Source organism: Bacillus sp. FSL H8-0534 (assembly GCF_038005885.1).
Lineage (GTDB): Bacteria > Bacillota > Bacilli > Bacillales > Bacillaceae_G > Bacillus_A > Bacillus_A pseudomycoides.
In genome coordinates this window covers 3,953,353-3,975,494 of record NZ_JBBOUC010000001.1, presented here as the reverse complement: position 1 = coordinate 3,975,494, position 22,142 = coordinate 3,953,353, and the positions used below count along the sequence as shown (strand labels likewise).

The following is a 22,142-nucleotide window of genomic DNA, read 5'->3' as shown; positions in this document are numbered from 1 at the left end:
CTATACATTCGTTTCCTGCATAGCAGCAAATTCATCCTCTGAAATAAGGACATCTCTCGGTTTTGTTCCCCGTGCTTCAGATATAATTCCTTGTGCTTCCATCTCTTCAATAAGACGTGCCGCACGATTATAACCGATGCGGAATTTTCTCTGTACAGAAGATGTGGACGCTCCCCCTTGTTCTACAACAAATTGACATGCATCAAAAAACAGTTCATCTTCGGCTTCATGTTGTTCTGTTTTCGCCAATAAATCCTCTTGCTTAAATAAATAGTTGGACTTCATTTGCTTTTTCACATGTTCAACTGTTTTTTCAATTTCATCATCCGATACGTATACCCCTTGTACACGGACGGGTTTTGACGTACCGTTTCCTAAAAATAGCATATCACCGCGACCAAGTAATTTTTCCGCTCCTCCAATATCAATGATTGTACGTGAATCTACTTGAGATGATACTGTAAACGCAATACGCGTTGGAATGTTTGATTTAATCAATCCTGTAATAACATCCACAGACGGACGCTGCGTTGCAACTAATAAGTGAATACCACAAGCACGTGCTTTTTGTGCAATGCGGCAAATTGCTTCCTCTACATCACCAGGAGCAACCATCATTAAATCGGCTAACTCATCAATTACAATAACAATGTACGGCAATGCTTCACCTGGGATTTCTCGGCTACTTACGATGGTATTATAACGAGTTAAATCACGTGCACCAACATGCGCAAACAATTCATAACGGCGTTCCATCTCTTCTACAGCCCATTTTAACGCTGCTGTAGCTGCTTTCACATCTGTAATAACAGGTGCTACAAGATGGGGAATAGAATTATATGGTGCAAGCTCAACCATTTTCGGATCAATCAACATCAGCTTCACTTCATGTGGTTTCGCTTTATATAAAATACTTGTTAAAATCGCGTTAATACAGACACTTTTCCCTGAACCAGTCGCACCAGCGATCAGTCCATGCGGCATCTTCCTTATATCCGTTACAATTGGAGCACCAGAAATATCAAGTCCAAGCGCAACTGTAAGCGGTGATTCACTTTTCGTGAACACAGGACTTCTCAAAATTTCTCGCAGGAATACAGGCTTACTTTCTTTATTCGGAACCTCAATTCCGATGGCACTCTTCCCTGGAATCGGTGCTTCAATTCGAATATCTTTTGCAGCTAAACTCAGCTTAATATCATCACTTAAATTTGTGATTTTATTTACTTTCACACCCGGATCAGGTTGTACTTCGAAGCGCGTTACAGCTGGTCCTTGTGAAACATTGATAACATGAGCCCCAACATGGAAATTATTAAACGTCGTATCTAATAATTCTTTCTGTTCTTCTAACCATTCCGTATTATCTAATGTCGACTGACTTGGAATCGTCAATAGTGTTAATGGTGGCATAGCATATTCAGGCGGTGTTTGCAGTACATTACGCATATCATTCTCTCTTCGCGCTATAACGTATGCTTTCTCTTGTACTCCTGCACTTGCAACAGGTGCCTTCATTTCCGTTTGTTGAACTGGCTCCTCTGTTACTTGATTTTCCACTGCCACTCGTTCTACTGGTTTCTCTTCTTCTTGAGTTCCCACCACTACTTGCTGTGCTGGTCTCTCTTCTTCTCGAGTTTCCACTATAACTTGTTCTACTGGTTTCTCTTCCACTTGAGTTTCCACTATAATTTGCTGTGCAGTTTGCGCTTTTCCTTGTGGTGCTTCTTCCACTTGTTGTACAGGCTGCTCGTGCACCTTTACTGGTTCTTCAGCTTGTTTTATAGGAGTCTGCGGCGTTTTCATTCCTGCCACATGTCTCTCTATTAACTTTCTTCTATCTTGTTTTAACATCACAACATTAAACGGCACATGACGCTTTTTCTCACGTTTCGGTTCTTCTTTTTGCTTAACAGGCTGTTCCACAGCAACTTCTTGCTTTTCTTCTGCCTCTTCGATTAATACATTTGCAAAGTTTTGAACTGCTTCCTTCGTGTGCTCGTCTGCTGCTGAAGATGTTTCTGAAACATTGTTTTCCGCTTTAGAAACCAAATTCTCTTGTTCTGTCGTTTTTTCAACTACTACTTGAGCCGTTTCTTCTGCAGACTCTTTCGCTGTTTCGGCAATTTTTGCTTCTTCAAATGTTTCTGCTACCAGCGTTTCTTCGGGTTCCTCCACTGCTTCAACTTCCCGCGTTGATTCTTCAGCTTCTTCCACCGCTCCAACTTCCCGCGTTGGTTCTTCAGCTTCTTCAACCGCTCCAACTTCCCGCGTTGGTTCTTCAGCTTCTTCCACCACTCCAACTTCCCGCGTTGGTTCTTCAGCTTCTTCCACTTCTTCAACTTCCCGCGTTGGTTCTTCAGCTTCTTCCACTTCTTCAACTTCCCGCGTTGGTTCTTCAGCTTCTTCAACAATATTTTCTTCTAAAATAGTTTTCTCCACTAGCTGTTCTTCTTCTATTTCTTTCTTATATTCATTTTCTTCCGTTGACGTTGTATCCATATTCTCTACAGTAGAATCTAGCAACTCATCTTGCAGGATTTCTTCCTTCGCTGCGTTATCATATTGTGATAACGCCACTACATCTGGTTCTTGCTCAAATACCTGTACGATTTCAACAGTATGCTCTTCTTTCTTATTATCCTGTCCAACTGATTTATGTAAAAAGTTATCAGTTGCAAATGGAAGAGAGTCTGAAATGGCATCTACCTTTTCTTGCCCCTCTAACGAAGTGAATGAACGCTCAGAATCGTAACCGTTTTTCTCTAGCCACTGATCAACAACTGATTTTTCCTCTTTTGGGCTTTCTTGTTGTCCAGTATGCTCCAGATTTTTCTCCTGCTTCTTAGAAGGAATAAAGGATTCGTCTGAGAAATTCGAAAGAGAGTATCCTTTTTTCTCCAACCAAGCATCGACGACAGATTTTCCTTCAAAGGATATTTCAAGATCTTCCTGCCCTTTTTCTTCCGTCTTAACTTCTTGTTTCTCTCTCGAAGGACGTTTATATCCAAAGATAGGCGAAATCATTTCTGTCGGGCGAAATGGTCTTCGATGGCTTTCTTGTACTGGCACAGATTTTTTTGGCAAGATAGGCTCTGGCTCAATTTCTTGTTGGGCTTGTGGCGGGGCAAATGTATGAACTGGTTCTTCTACATATCTTGGCCTGCGTCTCTCCATGTTCGTTACCCTTGGCAGAGGTTGCTGCTCAAAATGTGTTGATTCTTCCACATTCTCCTCATCAAATCCATCATCAGGTATTAACGGAAATCGGCATTTCACACCTAAATTCCGACTAGCCATTTGTGCTTCTCTTGCTTCAGTGTAGTGGTTTACACGAGGAGTTTTCGGCTTACTTTCAGTGTTCTTCGGTACTGCTTTATTTATCGCTGCTTTTTCTTCCTGATGTTCCTCTTTGTTAAACAGCTTTTTCATCCAATCTAACATGTTTACCACTCTTTCTACTAAATAGTAACATCCTTTATTGTATCAGCATTCGGCAAAAAGTGCAGGTAAAATTACGCTCTTGTATTTTGTCTACCATATTCAAATTTTCAGTAAGTACAATAGATTCTCAACATACAAGTCGCTGCTATGAACACAAAAGAGGGCCTCCTCTCTCCTTCTCCCTTTGTTTTAAACCCGGCACGGGGCTCAAAAAGGACCTGACCGCTTCTATACATGGCCGGTTCCCCCTCTCCCGCCCAAAAAGAAAGGTTTTCACTTGTATTTATACATAAAAAAACAGCCTCATATATAAGACTGCCGTTTAAGCTTTACTCTTCCGATATTCTTCTACACTCTCGGTTACACTTTGCAGTAAAGAGTCTAAATATTGTGTGTCTGATAGTTTCTGATCTTCTTCAGGATTCGACATAAATCCAAGCTCAAGTAAAACGCCTGGAATTTTCGACCAATTAAATCCAGAAAGATCATCTCGAAACTTGATTCCATTTACTTTTACCTGGCTGTTTTCTTTCATTTTCTTTACGATTATTTGAGAAACTTGTAAACTTTCTGCATAGATTCCTTTTGTATATGTATTCCCTTCCGCTGGCGTCAACACAGCAAACCCTTTTTGTGCTCGATTTTCTGAACCATCCGCATGAAGGCGTAAAAATAAATCTGCTTGATGCTCATTCGCAAATGTCGCTCGCTCCTTATTACTTATATCAACATCATGTGTTGTTCTTGTCATAAGTACTTGCATACCTTTTGCTTCGAGCTTCTCTTTCAATATGACAGCAGCTTCTAATACAAGAACAGATTCTCTTTTTTTCGTCACAACACCTGTTGTTCCATCAGTCACTTTATACTTTTGCTCAGTTGCCCCCGGGCCAATTGGTTCTAAATTTACATTTGCTTTCTCTTGATGCCCTGGATCAATTACAACAAGAAATTTTGCTTGTTTTTGCTCAGCATTTGCTTTTACCTCAAGGGTTTTGGCCGATTCCTCAGCCTGTGGTACTTGCTCCACCTTTAGCTCTTGTTTTTCATCTTGCTCCACGGATGGTTCTTGTTCAATTTTTTTCTCTTGTTCTCCATTTTGTTTCACTGGTAATTCAGCTTCTATTTTCTTCTCTTTTTCCGCTTGCTTCTCTGGTGGCGTTTCTTTCGTTTGTTCTACAACCTTTTTATTCTCTTCTTGCACAGTAGATGGTATTTTCTTCTCTTGTTCCTTCGAGCACGCTCCCATATATATTCCAAGTAATACAACTGCACACATCATTTTTATATATTTCATAGCTTCCTCCTCCCATCTACTTTGCACATACTCTATTTATATATCCATTTTGGTTTCCAAGTGTATAAGTCGCTGCTATGAAAAACAAAAGGTGACCTGTACTCGTTCTCTCTTTTTGTTTTCACTTGGCATGGGGCTGAAAGAGGGACTGACCGCTTCTATGCATGGCCAGATGCTCTCTCCCACCTAAAGATTAGGTTTTATGTCGGGTTTTCAATTTGCATTTATATAAAAACACCCTAAATTTCTTTTAACTGTTTCATAATCTCATCTATACTACGTGCTATACAAACTGGTTCCCATATTTCCGATCCTTGTTCAGCTGTGTAGATCGGATGGAGTGGATTATCTATATCAACAAAGATAGGATCACCAATATCTGTATCATATCCAATAACAATCCAACTCTCTTGCCAATCTCCCTTTTTCCCACTCATGAGTGAATTTTTGTTTTTATCATATCGATATCCAATTTGTCCCTTTTCCAATTCATTTTCATGCAATAAATATATTTCAAATGATTGTAATTCAATATCATGTTTCTTCGAAGTTTCGATAAGCCCCAGAAGCTCTTTCACTTTTGGAAATTGTCTCATATGTTCCTATCTCCTTCTATATAACTCCATTTTAATTTTTCAACATATAAGTCGCTGCTATGAAAAAACAAAGGTGACCTTTACTCGTTCTCTCTTTTTGTTTTCACTTGACATGGGACAAGAAAAGGGGCTGCCCGCTTCTATGCATGGCTGGATGCTCTTTCCCACCCTAAAAGAAAGGTTTTATGTCGGGTTTTCAATTTGCATTTATATATTTTTCTAAATTTTAACTAATTTGTTTTTGAAATACAATATAGATTTTGAGAAAAGCGTTACAATATAAAGACATGTAAATAAAAAAATAGCCTCATTTTATCATGAGACTATTTTTTCTATATAATTCTATTTTAATTTTCCGGCATATCGTTCGCTGCTACGAAGAACAAAAGATGATCGCTACTTGTTTTTCCCCTTTGTTTTCACTTGGCATGGGGCAGGAAAAGGATCTGACCACTTCTATGCATGGCCGGATGCTCTCTCCCACCTAAAGATTGGGTTTTATGTCGGGTTTTCAATTTGTAATTATATATCAATTAAAATTTGAACTCTTGTCCAACCTCATAGCTGTCTTCTAATACAAGAATACCTTTTTCCTGAGGAGCATCCGGAAGCTCTAATTCACGTGCAGAACAAATCATTCCAGAAGATGGAACGCCGCGAAGCTCAGCTGGTTTAATTAACATACCACTTGGCATTACAGCACCGATTTTTGCGACAACAACTTTTTGTCCTGCATCAACGTTTGGTGCACCACATACGATTTGTAGTGTATCTGTACCGATTTCTACTTTACAAATGTTTAGTTTATCTGCATTTGGATGCTTTTCTTTTTCAGCTACGTAGCCAACGACGAATTTCGGCGTGAGGTCTGCTTCTACTTTTTCTTCAAAGCCATTCTTTGCTAAAATGTCATTGATTTTTTCAACAAGCTCTTTTGTTAAAGTAATGTTCCCTGTTTCCTTTACTTCTACATAAGAAGACGCATTAAAGATGTTGAATCCTCCTGTTACGTTGCTTTCACGATCATAAACGCGTGCAACATCTCCTTTGCGGTCAAATGTACGGTTTTCTAATGTGATATCTTGTAAGGCAACGATTAATGTGTCGCCAATTCCTTCAAGGTTGTAAAAAACGTTCACTTTGTTCATCCTTTCTCTTTTCCATTTGTCTTCTTCCGATTCTTCGCTAAAATAAAGATTGGCTCAAAATCCCCATCTTCATATACGAATGAAAGTGATGTAATCGGAACATGACCTTCGGCAAAAAACTTCATTGTCATTTGTGCAATAATATCATAACCGATTTCGTTCACGATATCAGCAATAATTAATACATCTTGGTGCGGAACAGCTACAACCATGTCACCTGAAATCTTTTCACGCATCGATTGTAATAATGATTCATTCAAAATACGACTCGCATCATAGCCATCATTTGTGTTTAAGAAATAAAATGTATTCCCCGCCACTTCATCTTGTTTAAATGAATGACTTAAGGAACGTACATTAAACAATGCCATTTCACGTACTTGCTGCTCTGTAAGTCCTAGTTTTTGTAACAAACGTTCATCAATTAATCGATATGTTTTATTAGAATCTAATGCATAATAAATGCGCGTTTCTGCTGTATGATCTGTCATTACGAAAGGATTTCCTTCTTCAGCTTGCTTTGGAAAAGAAGTGGATCGAATAACCGGTAAAATTTTTGCCGCGCCGCTTTCTTCTTTATGCATCGCAAGTAGCGCCTCTTGTACGTAATACACAACATCTTCAATCGCTGCTTCCTTCTTCACTTCCCATTTCGCTACAACTCCTGGAAGTGAAACATTAATTCCCTTTTTCGTATCTTTTTGTTCAATACGGAGCGTATCCTTCTCGCTATCATAATGAAATTCCCACTCTGGACGAGCTAATCTAGTCATTAACTCATCTTTCATCTTTTTGCTTGTCATTCTCATTTCGTTTACCTCCCTTCCAAAAAAATAACCTCCCCCGCGAAGGTAGAGGTTGTTTTTACAATTTAATTGGCGAGATCGCCTTATTTTAACCCTTCAATAAACGCTTCGATTTGTTCTTGTGTTTTACGATCTTTGTTTACATAGCGTCCAGTTTCTTCACCTTTATTGTACGCTACAAAGCTCGGAATGCCAAATACGTCTAATTTCACGCAAAGGTCAATAAATTCGTCACGATCTACATAGTAAAATGAGAAATCGCTATATTTTCCTTCTACTTCTGGCATAAATGGGTCAATAAAACGGCAGTCTGGGCACCATTCTGCTGAGAACATAAAAATGACGTTCTCTTCATTTTTTAATTCTTGAAATTGTTCCATGCTTTCTAATGATTTCATCTATATTTCCTCCTCTAACGAAGTGTATCTTTTCATCTCTAATCTTCTTTTATACTACCATACATCACGTATGGTGCAAGGTTTATGCTTGTTTTTCATCATACTTATATTGCCCAATTAACAGCTTTACAACATGTACAAATAATTGTGTACGATCCACATAATGATCTGTAAAGATTCCGATTGCGCCTTCATGGCTACGAATGTCTTTTCGTTTTACAAATGCCTCCATTACTTCACTTAACTCTTTTCCATCTTCAAGAGGAGAAAGAAAATCATCAGGAAGCATAATCCGTGCCCCACCTGCGACAAATACTTTCCCCGCGCTTGTCGCCAAAGCACCCCAATTGCACATAAACAAACCGTGCTCTGTTTTCATTACACCGCCTTCTAGTCCGATACCGATGTCAGCTTGTTTTTCTTCTAGTGCTCGCTTCGCTCTATTGATTGCGCCTTGCATCGTTTCCTCATCAGAAAATGGCTGTGCTGCAACTCCTGAAGGAACAGAAACTGAAGTAATACTTACCTCTTTCCATACTTCTTGTACGGCTCCTACTTTTGTTTGATTTTTTGAGCCAACTGCTACTTTCATATTGTTCACCTCTATATAAGTCATTGCTACAAAGAACAAAAGGTAATTGACACTCTTGTTCTTTCTTTGTTTTTAACTCTATATGGGATAGGGAAAATTCTGAACTTTTCTATACATAAGCGGACGCTCTCTCCCATCTAAAAAGAGTGTTTTTATTTCTTTTCATATACGAAAAGAAAAGGCCGAATCCGGCCCTTTCTTTTAAGCATTGTTTTTAATTGTTTCTAATGTTGTTTTATCTGTTGCTTTCACAAGTTTTGTAATCAATTCTTTCGCTGCTGCATAATCATCAACATGTAAAATAGAAGCATGAGTATGAATGTAACGAGCGCAAACACCAATTACTGCTGACGGAATACCAGAGTTACTCGTATGTACACGACCTGCATCTGTACCACCTTGTGAAATAAAGTACTGGTACGGAATGTTATGTGTTTCTGCTGTATCTAAAATAAATTCACGCATTCCTCTATGTGTTACCATTGTACGGTCATAAATGCGAAGAAGTGCTCCTTTTCCTAATTGACCGAACTGCGTTTTATCCCCAGATGCATCATTTGCTGGACTCGCATCAAGCGCATAGAAAATATCTGGCTGAATCATATTAGCTGCTGTTTGTGCGCCGCGAAGACCGACTTCTTCTTGTACAGTCGCACCAGAGTATAACGTGTTTGGTAATGTTTCATCTTTTAATTCTTTTAACAATTCAATCGCAAGACCACAGCCGTAGCGGTTATCCCAAGCTTTCGCCATAATTTTCTTTTCGTTTGCCATTGGTGTAAACGGACAAATCGGAACAATTTGTTGCCCTGGTTTCACACCAATTTCAAGCGCTTGTTCATAACTATCTGCACCTATATCAATTAACATATTTTTTATATCCATTGGTTTCGCACGTTGTGCATCACTTAATAAATGAGGTGGAATCGAACCAACAACCCCAACAACTGGGCCGTTTTTCGTCATAATTTGTACACGTTGTGCTAATAGCACTTGGCTCCACCAGCCGCCTAGCGTTTGAAAACGAATCATCCCGTTTTTCGTAATTTGCGTAACCATAAAGCCAACTTCATCCATATGACCAGCTACAAGTACACGTGGGCCATTTTCATCCCCTTTTTTCAGACCGAACACGCTACCTAAACCGTCTTGGACGATTTCATCTGCATATTTACTTAACTCCTCTTTCATAAAACGGCGCACATCATGCTCAAATCCTGATGTACCTTGTAATTCTGTTAACGTGCGAAATAATTCTAATGTCTCTTTATTCACGAAGTTCCCTTCTTTCAAACCTTAGTAGAATACCTCTTTTATTGTAACGAAATTTTCGAAATGTTTCTAGTTTCTTCTTTTTTCGTTAAAATTGCATTATAATTATCATCAATACACTACTTTATAGAATTGAGGTGAATATATGCGCTGGAAAGGTTTACTAGCTGGTGTTGGTGTTGGTTTTGCAGCTGGTTATCTTGTTGCAAACAAAGTTCAAGAACAATCCCATATTTCTTCAGAGAAAGCATTAAAAATGGTGAAACAAGCATTAAGTCATAAAGGCGAAATTACTGGCTCTTGGGTACATATGGTTCCAGAGACGTTTGAAAAATATGATGTCGCGTACGAAGTATACCGCGGCGGTCTTACAACAATTTTAAATGATATACAAGAACGATTTGAATTTTTAGTAGATGCAAAAACAGGTACCGTTTTAGAAGTAACGGCTGCTTAAAACAACTCAGAAAATCAAAAAGCATAAAGTGAAACTTTGATCAGTGGAGGGCTTCATTCCCACATTGATTATTCACTCCCGGCCAATTAGATTGTTACGGACAATAATACTCCGCTTGCATAACTTTGAGGTGAGGGCTACCACTCATGAGTAGTGAGATTAAAGTGTGCAGATGAATTTCTGCACACTTTTTCACATTCTTTCAATTATCATCGCTGTCGACATCCCATGTCCAATGCAAATTGTCAGTAGGCCGTACCTTCCCTGCCTCCGCTCCAATTCATGAAGAAGAGAAGTCATTAATTTCGCACCAGTTGCCCCAAGTGGATGACCTAGCGCAATCGCACCACCATTAACATTCACCTTTTGTAAATCCGCTTCCATTTCCTTTTGCCATGCTAAAACAACCGATGCAAATGCTTCATTGATTTCTACAACATCCATATCATGAATTGTTAAATTTGATTTTTGTAGCACTTTTTTTGTTGCAGGGATAACGCCATCAAGCATTGTTGTCGGGTCAGAACCAACAACCACTTGATTAACAATACGAGCACGTGCTTTACAACCTAGCTCTTTAGCCTTTTCACTATCCATCAGCAAGATTGCTGCAGCACCATCACTAATTTGACTTGCATTCCCTGCTGTAATCACTCCATTTTCTTTAAACACTGTTTTTAAATTTGATAACGCTTCATAAGAAGTATCCCTTCTCGGGCCTTCATCATTTTCAACTAATATTTCATTGCCTTCTTTATCTACACCATGCAGTGGTACAATCTCTCGCTGAAAGTGTCCAGATTCAATAGCTTGAAGTGCGCGTCTATGACTTTCTAGCGCGTAAGCATCTAACTGTTCACGTGTAATACCATATTTTTCTGCAATCATCTCAGCAGATACACCTTGATGCACAATTTGATACTTTTCGTGAAGACTACTCGGGATCGTCTGCTCATTTCCATCACTTAAAATAGGAACTTTTGTCATATGTTCAACACCAGCTGCAATCGTAATGTCCATATCCCCTGATTTAATTTCTTGCGCAGCAAAGTGAATAGCCTGTTGCCCTGAACCACAGAGCCTATTAATCGTTACTGCTGGAACCGTTATAGGAAAATCTGCTTCAAGTGCCGAAAGTCTTCCAATATTAAAGCCTTGTTCGTTAATTGGCGTTACACACCCCATAACTATATCTTCTATAAGTCCTTTTTCTATATTCCCCCGTTTTGTTACTTCACTCAGTGCAACTGCCGCAAGTTGTATAGGGTGAAGTAAACGAAATGCCCCATTTCTTTTACCAACTGGCGTACGTACAGCTTCAACAATAACAACGTCCCGCTTCATATTTTCTCGCCTACTTTCCCTTTTGAATAATCATAAAAACCTTTCCCAGTCTTTCTTCCAAGATGTCCTGCCTCTACAAGTTTCACAAGTGTTTGCGGCGCTCTAAACCTATCTCCAAATGCTTCCATTAGTCCTGTACTCGCAAATAGCATCGTATCTAGCCCTACATAATCCGCTAATTCAAATGGTCCCATTGGATAGTTCAAACCAAGCTTAATTGCCTTATCAATGTCCTCTTTACTTGTAATTCCTTCTTCATACATACGCATGCACTCTAACATATGAATAGCAATTGCCCGCGACGTCACAAATCCTTGCATATCTTTCACAACAACCGTTTCTTTCCCAATTCCTTCTGAGACTGTTCTTACTGCTTGTATCGTACTTTCTGCCGTAACCACTCCTCGTACAATTTCAACGAGCTTCATAACAGGAGCGGGATTAAACCAATGCATCCCCACTACTTTTTCTGGACGACTTGTTACACTTGCAATTGCAGTTACACTTAATTCAGACGTATTCGTTGCTAGAATAGTAGATTGCGATGTATACAAATCTAGCTTTTGAAAAATCTCCTTCTTTAACTGTAATATTTCTGGTACTGCTTCAATAACAAGCTCTACATTTTGGCAAGCTTCTTCCAATATAACTGTAGAAGTAATATGAGCTAGAATGCCATTTTTTTCTTCCTCTGTCATACGTCCTGCGTTCACGAAACGACCCAAGCTTTTGGTGATAGTTCCATAAGCTTTTTGTAAACTTTCTTCTGATATATCATACATTTTCACATGTTTATCGCCCATCGCTAACGCTTGGACAATTCCACTTCCCATAATTCCTGCACCAATTACTGCGATATTTTGAATCATTATTTTCCTCCTTTAATTATTTTCTTTTCATTTCCACAACATACATTTCAACAATGAATCAATACTTTCCGAAATAGTCTTGCATATTTACGAGAAATAAATGTCCTCTTGATTCTCTATCTTCTCTCTAATTATTCATACACGAACTCGCTCAATTACATCTAATTGTTCCAATCTCTCAATCTCTAACTTCGATAATCCAAGCTTTTGCAACACTTCTTCGGTATGCTCACCAAGCTTCGGTGGATTCGCAAATGTATGACTCGTATGTGTAAATACATATCCTTTCTCATTTACTAGATGCCTTGTAAATGGTGACGACGATAATTCATTTGTCTCCAAAACAGGCGCCAAACAACAATCCACTTCCATCGCAAATTTCGTCCAATACGCCAATGGCTTACTAGCAAAGAGTGCTTTCATTTGCTCATAAATGATTTGACCATCTTGAGTTAGTTCATATTGCTTATCCCCCCATTCTACTCTTCCTACCGCTTCACAAAAGGAATGCCAAAATTTCTGTTCAACTGCTCCGAGCGCAACAAACCTTTCATCGCTCGTTTCGTAGAGGGAATAACATACAATCTTACCGCTAAGCAAATCTAGCCCATGACGTTTGTTATACATTTTTTCAAGCATGATATGATTGTTCATTAACATCATTAAGCTATCTGTGAGAGAAATATCGAGATAACTCCCTTCCCCAGTTCGCTCTCTTTGAAACAATGCTGCCATAATTTTTTCTGAAGTCATCATTCCGCCTATCTCATCCCCAAGGGTAATTTTGGGATGAACCGGAATTCCTTCTTGATCTTTCAACTGTGCTAATACGCCGCTTACTGCCATAAAATTTATATCGTGGCTTGCAAGATCCGAATGTTCTTTATTTTGTCCATATCCAGTTAATGAAGTATAAATGATACTTTTATTTATCCGTTTAACTTCTTCATATCCAAGACCAAGACGGTTCATTACGTTAGGCCGAAAGCTTTCTATTAAAACATCAGATTTTTGAAGAAGTTTTTTCACTACCGCTACTCCTTCTGGTTGCTTTACGTTTATTGCAATACTTTTCTTGTTACGATTATTCGCATAAAAAAATGCCTGATTATCAGATTCCAATCCTCTTGCTAAATCACCATAAAGCGGTTCTACCTTTATCACTTCTGCACCTAAATCAGCAAGGCGAAGTGCTGCATACGGACCTGGTAAGTAATGAGAAAAATCAACAACTGTTATTCCTTTCAACATCATAAGCCCATACCCTTTGCAATTATATTTTTCATAATCTCATTCGCACCAGCATAAATCGCGCTTACTGGGATATCACGATAACGCCGCGCAATCTCGTATTCTTCCATATATCCATATCCACCGTGCAGTTGTACGCACTCTGCTGACACTTTTTTTGCAAGATCTGTCAGCCACCACTTCGCCATCGATACTTTCGTTACGATGTTCTCACCATTCATGTGATTGGCAATACAGTCATCGACAAATGTTCTACCAATTTCAATTTCCGTATACATCTCTGCTAATCGAAACTGTACTGTTTGAAAATCGCTTATACTTTTCCCAAATGCTTTTCGCTCTTGGACATAGTTTTTCGTTATATGTAGCATCACTTCCGCGGCCGTTTTAGCTGCAATTGCAACAATGAGACGTTCTTGCTGCAACTTTTCCATGAGATAATAAAAACCTTTTCCTTCTTCCCCTAGCAAATTCGAAGCAGGCACTTTTACATCTTCAAAAATAAGTTCTGCTGTGTCTTGACTATGTAAGCCGATTTTTTTTAGTTTTTTTCCTCTTTTAAATCCCTCCATTCCTCTTTCTAAAACAAGTAGACTCATGCCTTTATGAGCCGGTTTAATATTTGTGTCTGTCTTACAAACAACGATAACTAAATCTGCATGAATACCATTTGTAATAAATGTTTTTTCTCCATTCACGACATAATAATCACCTTCTTTTCTTGCAGTTGTTCGAATACTCGCCAAGTCCGAACCTGCTCCTGGCTCCGTCATCGCAATTGCAGTTATACATTCACCGCTTACACATTTTGGTAACCAACGTTTCTTTTGTTCCATACTGCGTGAAGTATGGAACGACAATGTCATTGTGCAAACCAATTCCGATTAAACTTGATCCAACCTTTTCAAGTTCCTCGTTAATGACAACCGAATATCCAAAATCAGCACCTGCTCCTCCATACCGCTCACCTACCATTGGACAAAGAAAACCTTTACTCCCCATACTTGTCCAAAAAGCACGAGGAATTATTCCTTCTTTTTCCCATTCGTTATAGTATGGATATGCTTCCTTTTCTAAAAATTTATGAAAAGCATCACGAAAAATGTGATGCTCCTCCTGTAAATATTTATGCCTCATCATATCCTCCCCTTAGCTTCCGTTTCTGCATTACGCAAAATAAACTTTTGAATTTTACCGCTTGCATTTCTTGGAAGTTGTTCAACAAACACATAGCGACGTGGACGTTTATAATCAGCAAGCTTATCACTTACTTTGCAATACTCATCTAATATCTCTTCGGTAAGAGAATGATCTTTTGAAACGATGTATGCTAGAACACTTTCTCCCCAAAGCTCATCTTTCTCTCCAAGCACCGCAACATCTAAAACACTTTCATGTGTATACAAAAAATCCTCGACCTCACGTGGGTAAATGTTTTCTCCACCACTAACAACCATATCGTCAACGCGATCCGCAACGTATAAATAACCATCTGTATCTACATACCCCAAATCTCCTGAATGGTACCATCCTTTATATAATGCTTTTGCTGTTGCCTCTTCATTGTTGTAATACCCTTTCATCAAACAGGAACCTCGCATAATAATTTCTCCGATTTCATACGGTCGTAATATATCATTCGGCTCAGATGGCCCTTCTTCATTTGGACGGACAACACGAATTTCATGATTATAGGCAGCTTTTCCTGCAGAACCTACTTTAGTAAGTTGCTCATTCTCTCGTAAAAAAGTAACTGCCGGTCCCATTTCCGTCATACCATAGGCTTGTACTAATGAAACATTCAATTTTTCATCACAAGCTTTTACAAGTGCCGGTGCCATTGAAGCTGCTCCATATAAACCGTACCTAAGAGAAGATAAATCATACTGCATTAAATCTTCCTGCAACATCATATTCCACATTGTAGGTGCCGCGAACATAACAGTAACCTTCTCTTTTTCAATCGTTTCGAGCACATTCTTTGCATCGAAATGGTGCAGAATAATATTCGCCCCGCCGCTATGTACCCTTGGAACGAAGCAACAGTGCAGCTCAGCACAATGAAACATCGGTGCTGTTACAAGACCACGACTATTCTCGGTATAATGTAAATATGCGATTCCCATCAAGCTTTGATCGATAATTTCTCGGTGACGGTGAAGTACTCCCTTCGGATAACCGGTTGTTCCACTTGTATACATAATGGAACAAATATCATCTTCTTTTACTTCTACTGTTTCAAAATCCGGTAATGCATTTGATAGTTTTTCTTCATATGAAATAGAAAACGGTGGATGATTTTGGTCAATGTACCAGAACTGGATATGAGGAAATTGTTTATGAATACTTTGTATTTGGGAGGATAATTGCTTTTCAAAAAGTACGATTTTTGGAGAAGCATCTTCTAATATATAACTGAGTTCTTGTGGTTTTAATCTAAAATTAATCGGATTAAATACGGCGCCAATTTTTGCACAAGCGAAACATGTAGTTGCTAGTTCACTACTATTAAAGAGAAAAGTCGAGACGTGGTCACCTTTTTGTATACCACTTTTTTGGAGCGCATGAGCTAGCTTATTCACCTGTTCATTCCATTCTGTATACGTCCAGCGAATATTTTTTTTCGGTTCAACAATCGCTTCTTTATTTGGATAATTTCCAGTAGTCAGTTCAAGTAAATTTCCAATCGTTATATGCAATATATTTCCCCCTTTCGAATAAAAAGCTTCACATATAGAGCATGTCATAATGCAGTAACTCAGAGATATTATAACAATATTCAGAATATTTTAACAGTATTTCTTTCGACAAATCCTTGCAATGTGTTTGTAGTTGAACAAGAACATAAAAAATTTACTTTTTAGTGGAGGGGGTGACCCTCCACTCCATACTTCTATCTTTCTTACACTTCACTTGATACATTTTCCTCTTTTCGTTCTACCTTCTCAACCATATTCCCTTCCTCATCCCACTTCACAGCGCGATAATAGGCATCATGATAAAAGGTGAACCATGCTTTCTTTTCTGTACCATACTTCATCCATTTTTGCTTATGTTCAATTGAAGTCATTGGATAATCATCATATGCCATCACCCATAATACGTTTTGATGAGCATGCGTTGGCAAGAGATCCGCTAAATGAAGCATCGTTTCTCCTTTACTTTCAAGAACAATTACAGCATGACCATCACTATGCCCTCCTGTATGTACCATTCTGACTTCATCTGAAATTTGTATTTCGTCTTTGAAAGTGACGATTTGCTCTACAATTGGCTCCCAATTTTCTTTCCAATATGTATTACGAGAGCGGATATTAGGGTTTCTCATTTCATTCCATTCTATTTCTGATACATACACTTTTGCATTTGGAAACGTCGGAACAAGCTCACCATCTTCCGATTTTGTTAATCCTGATGCATGATCAAAATGAAGGTGTGTCATTAATACATAATGAATATCTTCAGCTGTTAGACCGCGTTCCGCTAGAGAATGTTCAACTGACGATTCTTCTGTTACCCCTTGATTCCGCTTCATTTTTTCATTCATTTTATTATTTCCAATTCCTGAATCAATGAGCATATTTCCTTCTTTCGTTTGTACAAGCAACGGATCTGTTCTTAAATAAATATGATTTGTATCATTATGTTTATATTTGCGTGACCATAAGATTTTTGGTACGACACCAAACATCGCTCCCCCATCTAAATGAGTGTTCCCTCCGCGGAGCCATGTCACTTTTATTTCTCCGATTTTTAAAGATTCCATTCCACATTCCCCCTTTTCCATTTTCCCCCGCTATTCGCGTGCAGTAAGACTCCCACCTCAAAATGCAGCAAAAGCAAAGAAGTTAGTCGGGGAATCAACTGCCCGTAAAAGCCCGATTGGTGCGGGCTGATAATCAGTGGGGGATGAAAAAGACCCCCACTGATTACAGTTTCTCTTTATTCTAACACAAAATTCAGAATGTTTTTTCACAACAAAAAAACCTGCGCATTACTGCGCAGGTTCTGTTCGATATTTCGCTTCAACACGATAAATACGATGTCCTTTACTAGAAAACTTCTCTTCGTATTCCGTCATAATGTTACCTTCGAAATCACTGTTATGAAGATCTAAACTAAGGAATGTGAGTAGCATGCCATATTCAGCCATACTCATAAGAGAGTATTCAAATAAACTTTGGTTATCCGTTTTAAAATGAATCTCTCCGCCTGTTACTAACACTTCTTCATAATTGCGTAAAAATGTTTTATACGTTAAACGACGCTTCTCGTGACGATTTTTTGGCCATGGATCTGAGAAGTTTAAATACACACGGTCAATTTCGCCTTCCGCAAAGAAAACTGTTAAATCTTCAGCATCTTTATTAATTAATTTTAAGTTTGGTACTTCTTCTTCAATTAACCTATCAAGCGCATCTACGATAACACTTGTGAATTTTTCAATTCCGATATAGTTAATATGTGGATTCGCTTTTGCCATCTCATAAACGAAACGACCACGACCTGTTCCTACTTCAATATGGATCGGATGGTCATTTCCAAACACTTCTTTCCAATTGCCACAACGCTCCTCTGGGTTTCCAATTACAAACTGTGAATACTCATTAATTCGATCCATTGCATATGGTTTATGTCTTAAACGCATAGATGTCTTCCTCTCTTTACCAGACTATTTTTAGAAGGTTTATTCCTTCTTTCTTTTTTAATCAATCTATCAAACAAAAAACCAAGTACGTACGAGCACTCGGTCCGTTTCTTTCAAGTATAAGGTGTTCCATTTTGATACAAACTACAAAGAGCATAGAACGAAACTCTCCTGTAGAAACGTTTCGTTAGCCAATGATTAGCTACTCCATGACGAAATAGAAAATTTCTCTTACTTGTTCAAATTGAACAACAATCGAAAGGATGATCCAATCATGCCGATTAATCAACAACATCAATTAGAAATTTTAAAAGATATTCTAGTCAATCACCAAAGCGATTGCTGTGGAACGGTTTCTGAGTGCGAACAATTAGAACGGCTCATTCAATCATTGCTTGCAAACGATAGTGTGAACAGCGATGTAAAAACAATGCTAAACGATGTATATTACTATAGTCAATCGGGTAAATATTCTCCTGATTTAGACAATCATATTTCCAATAATCAAGAGCAACTCACGCAATGGATTTCTGGAATGGACAATTTCTCTTAAATTATTTATTACTCTGAAGCAAGTAGTTGCTGTAAATATTGATGCCAATATTCAGCTTCTGCTTGCTGTTTTTTTGTTGTATGCCATTGAACAGATAAAATAGTTTGTGCCACTACATACCACTTCATACGATGAACCAATGATTCATTCATTTCAATTCCATAATACGCTAACCATTCGTCCCATTCGTGACACGGAACATACCAATATAATAACATGCCAAGATCAAGAGCAGGATCCGCAATAAGCGCTCCATCCCAATCAATTAAAAATAATTCATCTTCGTCCGATAATAACCAATTGTTATGATTGACGTCACAGTGGCACACGACAAACTCATCATATTCCACATCTTTCAGTGTGGCTTTTAAATATCGTAGCCCTGTCTGAATCGTTTCATCCGTTCTTAAATCTCCTCTTAAAACAAAATACAATTGTTGCAATAACTCCTGCGCATAGAGCGGCTGTTTTCCAAGCCTTTGTATCATCTGCACAAGCGCTTTAGATGAATGTATTTTTTTTAAAAGCTTCGCAACACACTCAAGTTTCATATCCTCTGGCTCTAGCTTTTGTCCTGGAAGCCACTTTTGAGCTGAAATCACATCACCGTTCGTCACTCTTCTTGTCCAAAGTAATTTTGGAACAATTCCTTCTGCTGACAATACCGCTAAAAAAGGCGATGTATTCCGCTTTAAAAATAGCTTTTGTTGTCCATTTTGCGCAATATATGCATCGCCTGTTGCCCCACCAGCTGGTATAAGACTCCACTCTTCTCCTAATAATTGTTCCAACCATTCCATATTCATTACCCGTTAACAAATCCTTATCTTTTATAGTTATGAAAAGAAAAACCGCAACACCTTTTGAAGATGTTATGGATTCATATGAAAACTCCCGCTACTTAGCTCCTTTGACTCTTGAAGTAGGGGTTTCTCGTGTATATCTTCTCTAACAGATGATTAACACGAGTGAAGTTGACACAGCTGCCTGATGCACAACCCCTCTATTCCATTGGCAAACGCCCCTGGAACTACTGTTTTAATATATTGTATAAAGACAGTTACTAGCAATTCATCTTCATCCTCAAAGACTATACTGGGCATATTCCTTGAAGGTGGAGTTTTCTTGCTTTTTTTTGATAAAAGAAAACTTGGCATGGGCCAAGAAATCAAGACAAACTAACCGTCTATTCTTTATATTTTACAAAACCAATAATACAATGACAACTTATCGAAATCGTCACCTTTGTCAATTCTACATTTATTATATTCTCATCGTCAAGTAGCGATTTGTCACATTATCGCCAATATATACGAGCTAATCGGAACCATTTGAAGTTCACTTCCTTGAAATGAAGAAATCGGATGTACTTTCGCTTTTGCACTGTCTGCTAATACGTACCACATTTCGTGTTTCGGCAGTGAAATCGTTTCTAATTGCACACCATTATGAAACAACACCACAATTTCCTTCCAAGGACCGAACTTTCCTATATTTTGCAAATGATAAGCAACAACAGTAGGAGATGTTTGTAAAAATGTCATATGCTCCTTTATAAGATTCGCTGACTGTAAGCGAAACGCTCTATGTGCCTTACGAATCGCAATCAAGCCTTGTATATAAGCAATTGTTTCTATTTCTTTCTCTTTTTGATCCCAATCGAGTTGATTAATTTCGTCAAGCGCATTATAACTATTTTCATTTCCTTTCTTAGAACGATAAAACTCTTGTCCTGCATGTAAAAATGGAATTCCTTGTGAGAGTAATGTCATCGCTGTCGCTAAACGATGACGCCTTTTTTGCACTTCTTCCGTTTCCTGATTGCTACGCACGAGTTTATCCCACATCGTCATATTGTCATGACATTCCACATAGTTAATACTTTGAATGGGTTCTAAAAATAACCCGTCTCCTTTTTCATTTACAAGACTTCCTGATAACACATATTGCAAATGCGCGGGGTCTACACTTCCTCCAAATGCAAAACCACGTTTACTTACATCAAACGTGCTACCTTTTATCCCATCACGAAATTGATCGTTGAACTGCGCGATCTGTGGCATTTTGTTTGCATTGTTAAGCGTTGCCTTCTCTTCTGCCGGAAGCGGTGTTTGTAAATCCCAGCCTTCCCCTAATAACAGTGCATCCTTTTTTCTTTTCCTTATTTCCTTTTCTAATTCATTCATCGTTTCTACATCTAAAATTCCCATTAAATCAAATCGAAAACCATCCACGTTATATTCAGTAAGCCAATATAAAACAGAATCAATAATAAATTTCCGCATCATTTTTCGCTCTGATGCTAGATCATTCCCAACTCCAGTTCCATTTGATGGCATGCCATTTTCATCATGTCTGAAATAGTATCCTGGTACAAGCTTTTCAAAAGATGACGTTTCTCTTTCATATACATGGTTGTATACAACATCCAAAATAACGCGGAGTCCATGCTCATGAAACTTTTCAATAAGTTGTTTACATTCCTTGATTCGGTTATAAGGGTCGGTAGGATCACTTGCATACACTCCCGTTGGAACATTGTAATATAATGGATTATAGCCCCAGTTATACGTTACAAAAGGGGTCGTTTCATCTACTCCAGCAAAGTGATGAAGAGGTAAAAGCTCAACATGTGTAACTCCTAATCCTTTTATATAAGAAAAGGCCGTCTCTGTCCCAAGTCTCCCCTTCGTATTCTCTTCTGTTAATCCAGTATATGTCCCCTTTTTTTCCACACCACTATTTGGATGCATAGTGGCATCACGAATATGCAATTCATAAAGGATTGCATCCGTAAAAGATTCAAGTTTAGGTAATGAAGTTTGTTCTTTTACATATGTCTTCGCAAGATCAATTACAATTCCATACTTACCATTCACCGATACCGATTTTGCATATGGATCTACAGCTTCATTCCATATTAAATTAATACAAACGAGAAATGTATACCTTGCTAATTCAAAGTCTCCTTGTAAAATACGAGACCAAACACCATTCTCTTCTCTTTGCATCTCATAATCCGTATACTCTTTATCATTTTTATAAATTCTTACTTTCGCAAGTCTTGCAGTTGGTGCCCACATTTTAAAAATTGTTTTTTCCTTTCTATAACAAGCCCCTAAATCGCTACCATCATAATAATATTTTTCATCAAATACAGCCGTTCGAATAACCGCTCCAATTTGTAAATCTGTTTCTTCATTCCGCTCATCCCGCACTGTATAATACTTCCCCACATCAAGTGGATATTCTATATAACATTCATACTTTGTTACATCTGCAAGGGAAATAATTTGAGCAACCTTAAGCTCCCATACATGATTTCCTTCCTGCATAAAAAATGTCCGGCTTGTTCCATACGTATGCGGGAGCAAAATTGTAATTTTATTCATTTCATCTAAATAGGCTTCAAATGGACGCTTTACTTTCAGCATAAAAAATCACCATCATTCTCGAAATTAAAATGA

General features: G+C 38.3%; 18 protein-coding genes and 1 pseudogene. 2 read left to right on the top strand and 17 right to left on the bottom strand.

What is annotated here, in order from left to right:
- The 8 genes from MHH71_RS20165 to MHH71_RS20130 form a co-directional block, all read right to left on the bottom strand.
- The gene (locus MHH71_RS20165; protein WP_340724926.1) at positions 1 to 3,444 is read right to left on the bottom strand and encodes a DNA translocase FtsK; all 3,444 of its coding nucleotides are present in this window, start codon (positions 3,442 to 3,444) and stop codon (positions 1 to 3) included.
- A 322-nt stretch (positions 3,445 to 3,766) separates the two neighbouring features.
- Positions 3,767 to 4,741 carry an N-acetylmuramoyl-L-alanine amidase gene (locus tag MHH71_RS20160; protein ID WP_033799153.1) on the bottom strand — a complete coding sequence of 325 codons (975 nt, stop codon included), beginning with the start codon at positions 4,739 to 4,741 and terminating at the stop codon, positions 3,767 to 3,769.
- A 239-nt stretch (positions 4,742 to 4,980) separates the two neighbouring features.
- The gene (locus MHH71_RS20155; protein ID WP_006096228.1) at positions 4,981 to 5,337 is read right to left on the bottom strand and encodes a hypothetical protein; all 357 of its coding nucleotides are present in this window, start codon (positions 5,335 to 5,337) and stop codon (positions 4,981 to 4,983) included.
- 533 nt (positions 5,338 to 5,870) lie between these two features.
- Positions 5,871 to 6,485, bottom strand: a complete 615-nt coding sequence (ytpR, locus tag MHH71_RS20150) for a YtpR family tRNA-binding protein (protein ID WP_018764527.1) — start codon at positions 6,483 to 6,485, stop codon at positions 5,871 to 5,873.
- Positions 6,482 to 7,294 (bottom strand): DUF1444 domain-containing protein, encoded by an 813-nt coding sequence (locus MHH71_RS20145; protein ID WP_033799154.1) that lies wholly within the window; start codon positions 7,292 to 7,294, stop codon positions 6,482 to 6,484. Before MHH71_RS20145 ends, ytpR begins: the two co-directional genes overlap by 4 nt.
- Positions 7,295 to 7,374: 80 nt before the next feature.
- A complete protein-coding gene (locus MHH71_RS20140) occupies positions 7,375 to 7,689 on the bottom strand; it encodes a thioredoxin family protein (protein WP_006096230.1) in 315 nt (104 codons plus the stop codon).
- A gap of 82 nt (positions 7,690 to 7,771) precedes the next feature.
- On the bottom strand, positions 7,772 to 8,281 hold the full coding sequence (locus tag MHH71_RS20135) for a DUF84 family protein (protein ID WP_003201255.1): 510 nt from the start codon (positions 8,279 to 8,281) through the stop codon (positions 7,772 to 7,774).
- A 201-nt stretch (positions 8,282 to 8,482) separates the two neighbouring features.
- Positions 8,483 to 9,556, bottom strand: a complete 1,074-nt coding sequence (locus MHH71_RS20130) for a M42 family metallopeptidase (protein ID WP_016116681.1) — start codon at positions 9,554 to 9,556, stop codon at positions 8,483 to 8,485.
- A gap of 142 nt (positions 9,557 to 9,698) precedes the next feature.
- Here MHH71_RS20130 and MHH71_RS20125 point away from each other — a divergent pair, with 142 nt between their 5' ends.
- The gene (locus tag MHH71_RS20125) at positions 9,699 to 10,010 is read left to right on the top strand and encodes a PepSY domain-containing protein (protein ID WP_003201250.1); all 312 of its coding nucleotides are present in this window, start codon (positions 9,699 to 9,701) and stop codon (positions 10,008 to 10,010) included.
- Positions 10,011 to 10,202: 192 nt separating this feature from the next.
- Here the strand turns inward: MHH71_RS20125 and MHH71_RS20120 are convergent, their stop codons facing one another.
- The 7 genes and pseudogenes from MHH71_RS20120 to trmB all read right to left on the bottom strand — a co-directional run bounded on the left by MHH71_RS20120 (position 10,203) and on the right by trmB (position 18,122).
- Positions 10,203 to 11,354, bottom strand: coding sequence for a thiolase family protein (locus tag MHH71_RS20120; protein WP_033799155.1), 1,152 nt, complete (start codon positions 11,352 to 11,354; stop codon positions 10,203 to 10,205).
- The gene (locus MHH71_RS20115) at positions 11,351 to 12,223 is read right to left on the bottom strand and encodes a 3-hydroxyacyl-CoA dehydrogenase family protein (protein ID WP_003201245.1); all 873 of its coding nucleotides are present in this window, start codon (positions 12,221 to 12,223) and stop codon (positions 11,351 to 11,353) included. The genes MHH71_RS20120 and MHH71_RS20115 overlap by 4 nt, the downstream gene beginning before the upstream one ends.
- Positions 12,224 to 12,358: 135 nt before the next feature.
- Entirely contained in the window at positions 12,359 to 13,474 is a 1,116-nt protein-coding gene (locus tag MHH71_RS20110) for a CaiB/BaiF CoA transferase family protein (protein ID WP_006096233.1), read from the bottom strand.
- Positions 13,474 to 14,611: pseudogene (locus MHH71_RS20105) on the bottom strand (acyl-CoA dehydrogenase family protein). The gene MHH71_RS20110 and the pseudogene MHH71_RS20105 overlap by 1 nt, the downstream one beginning before the upstream one ends.
- Entirely contained in the window at positions 14,611 to 16,173 is a 1,563-nt protein-coding gene (locus tag MHH71_RS20100; RefSeq protein WP_033799156.1) for a fatty acid--CoA ligase, read from the bottom strand. The pseudogene MHH71_RS20105 and the gene MHH71_RS20100 overlap by 1 nt, the downstream one beginning before the upstream one ends.
- Positions 16,174 to 16,376: 203 nt before the next feature.
- Entirely contained in the window at positions 16,377 to 17,240 is an 864-nt protein-coding gene (locus MHH71_RS20095; RefSeq protein ID WP_033799157.1) for a YtnP family quorum-quenching lactonase, read from the bottom strand.
- A 228-nt stretch (positions 17,241 to 17,468) separates the two neighbouring features.
- Positions 17,469 to 18,122 carry a tRNA (guanosine(46)-N7)-methyltransferase TrmB gene (gene trmB / locus MHH71_RS20090; RefSeq protein WP_003201235.1) on the bottom strand — a complete coding sequence of 218 codons (654 nt, stop codon included), beginning with the start codon at positions 18,120 to 18,122 and terminating at the stop codon, positions 17,469 to 17,471.
- 274 nt (positions 18,123 to 18,396) lie between these two features.
- On the opposite strand from trmB, the gene MHH71_RS20085 reads away from it, so the two are divergent.
- Complete coding sequence (locus tag MHH71_RS20085) at positions 18,397 to 18,675, top strand: YtzH-like family protein (RefSeq protein ID WP_003201233.1); 279 nt, start codon at positions 18,397 to 18,399, stop codon at positions 18,673 to 18,675.
- A gap of 8 nt (positions 18,676 to 18,683) precedes the next feature.
- Here MHH71_RS20085 and MHH71_RS20080 read toward each other — a convergent pair whose 3' ends face one another.
- Together MHH71_RS20080 and pulA are read right to left on the bottom strand one after the other, a co-directional pair.
- Entirely contained in the window at positions 18,684 to 19,481 is a 798-nt protein-coding gene (locus MHH71_RS20080; RefSeq protein ID WP_006096238.1) for a phosphotransferase family protein, read from the bottom strand.
- 486 nt (positions 19,482 to 19,967) lie between these two features.
- Positions 19,968 to 22,109 carry a type I pullulanase gene (gene pulA, locus MHH71_RS20075; protein ID WP_006096240.1) on the bottom strand — a complete coding sequence of 714 codons (2,142 nt, stop codon included), beginning with the start codon at positions 22,107 to 22,109 and terminating at the stop codon, positions 19,968 to 19,970.
- Positions 22,110 to 22,142 lie beyond the last annotated feature (33 nt).

Excerpts from the sequence above, each read along its gene's own strand:
- MHH71_RS20165 (WP_340724926.1), bottom strand. The coding sequence starts at position 3,444 with ATGTTAGATTGGATGAAAAAGCTGTTTAACAAAGAGGAACATCAGGAA.
- MHH71_RS20160 (WP_033799153.1), bottom strand. The coding sequence starts at position 4,741 with ATGAAATATATAAAAATGATGTGTGCAGTTGTATTACTTGGAATATAT.
- MHH71_RS20155 (WP_006096228.1), bottom strand. The coding sequence starts at position 5,337 with ATGAGACAATTTCCAAAAGTGAAAGAGCTTCTGGGGCTTATCGAAACT.
- ytpR (WP_018764527.1), bottom strand. The coding sequence starts at position 6,485 with ATGAACAAAGTGAACGTTTTTTACAACCTTGAAGGAATTGGCGACACA.
- MHH71_RS20145 (WP_033799154.1), bottom strand. The coding sequence starts at position 7,294 with ATGAGAATGACAAGCAAAAAGATGAAAGATGAGTTAATGACTAGATTA.
- MHH71_RS20140 (WP_006096230.1), bottom strand. The coding sequence starts at position 7,689 with ATGAAATCATTAGAAAGCATGGAACAATTTCAAGAATTAAAAAATGAA.
- MHH71_RS20135 (WP_003201255.1), bottom strand. The coding sequence starts at position 8,281 with ATGAAAGTAGCAGTTGGCTCAAAAAATCAAACAAAAGTAGGAGCCGTA.
- MHH71_RS20125 (WP_003201250.1), top strand. The coding sequence starts at position 9,699 with ATGCGCTGGAAAGGTTTACTAGCTGGTGTTGGTGTTGGTTTTGCAGCT.
- MHH71_RS20120 (WP_033799155.1), bottom strand. The coding sequence starts at position 11,354 with ATGAAGCGGGACGTTGTTATTGTTGAAGCTGTACGTACGCCAGTTGGT.
- MHH71_RS20115 (WP_003201245.1), bottom strand. The coding sequence starts at position 12,223 with ATGATTCAAAATATCGCAGTAATTGGTGCAGGAATTATGGGAAGTGGA.
- MHH71_RS20110 (WP_006096233.1), bottom strand. The coding sequence starts at position 13,474 with ATGTTGAAAGGAATAACAGTTGTTGATTTTTCTCATTACTTACCAGGT.
- MHH71_RS20095 (WP_033799157.1), bottom strand. The coding sequence starts at position 17,240 with ATGGAATCTTTAAAAATCGGAGAAATAAAAGTGACATGGCTCCGCGGA.
- trmB (WP_003201235.1), bottom strand. The coding sequence starts at position 18,122 with ATGCGTTTAAGACATAAACCATATGCAATGGATCGAATTAATGAGTAT.
- MHH71_RS20085 (WP_003201233.1), top strand. The coding sequence starts at position 18,397 with ATGCCGATTAATCAACAACATCAATTAGAAATTTTAAAAGATATTCTA.
- MHH71_RS20080 (WP_006096238.1), bottom strand. The coding sequence starts at position 19,481 with ATGAATATGGAATGGTTGGAACAATTATTAGGAGAAGAGTGGAGTCTT.
- pulA (WP_006096240.1), bottom strand. The coding sequence starts at position 22,109 with ATGCTGAAAGTAAAGCGTCCATTTGAAGCCTATTTAGATGAAATGAAT.